The sequence below is a fragment of the Frankia sp. AiPs1 genome, from assembly GCF_023716945.1.
GTDB lineage: Bacteria > Actinomycetota > Actinomycetes > Frankiales > Frankiaceae > Frankia.
In genome coordinates, this window is sequence record NZ_JAMQQF010001108.1 from 1 (window position 1) to 771 (window position 771).

General features: G+C 78.0%; 1 pseudogene. It reads right to left on the minus strand.

The window, feature by feature from the left end:
* Positions 1-771: pseudogene (locus tag ND748_RS33145) on the minus strand (pyruvate dehydrogenase); the annotation flags it as partial.

The window sequence follows — 771 nt, forward strand, 5'->3', positions numbered from 1 at the left end:
ACCTGGGCGCCCGGCGGCGCTGCTGGCGGCGCGGGTGGGACGCGGCGGCCAGCGTCCGCGGCCGGGTACGGGTCGTCCTCCGGCGCCAGCCGGTCACCGGTGTAGGCGAACAGCACCGTGGGCCGGTCCGCAGCCACCTCGTCGAAGGCGTCGATCAGCAGCGGGATGTCGTGCCCGCCCAGATCGCCCAGGCAGCCGAGGATCTGCTCGTCGGTGAGGGTGTCCAGCAACCGGCTGATGCCGGCGCCGGCCGTGCCCGGCCCGGCGAGGCGGCGGCGCAGGTCCGCGCCACGGGCGTGCAGCAGGTCCCGGAACTCGGCCGGAGTGAGCAGATCGAGGCGGGACCGCAGCGCGTGGCCGCCGGGCGCCCGGAACAGCGCCTCGAGCCGCCGGCCGTACCGGACGGTCAGGACCTGCCAGCCGGCCGCCTCGAACAGCCGCGCCGCGCGGGCCGGCCCGCCGATCCCGCCAGGACCGCCGGTGGCGGCGGACACGCCGGTCCCGGTCACCATCACCACCCAGAGCAGCTCGCCGAGATGGGCGGCCCGCTCGTCGGCGATCGTCTCCCAGACGGCCGGGTCGCGTAGCTCGGCGTAGTCGATCAGGCAGATCTGGCGCCCCCGCGGGGTGCGGTCGAAGCGCTCGCCGGCGTACCGGCGGGCCAGCGCCGCCCACACCGTTCCGCTCGGCCCGACGTTGCCTGCGCCCAGCACGCGCAGCGGGCGGGAGTCCGCCGGCGGCGGCGCGCTGTCGGGCCGCAGCCAACCGGCC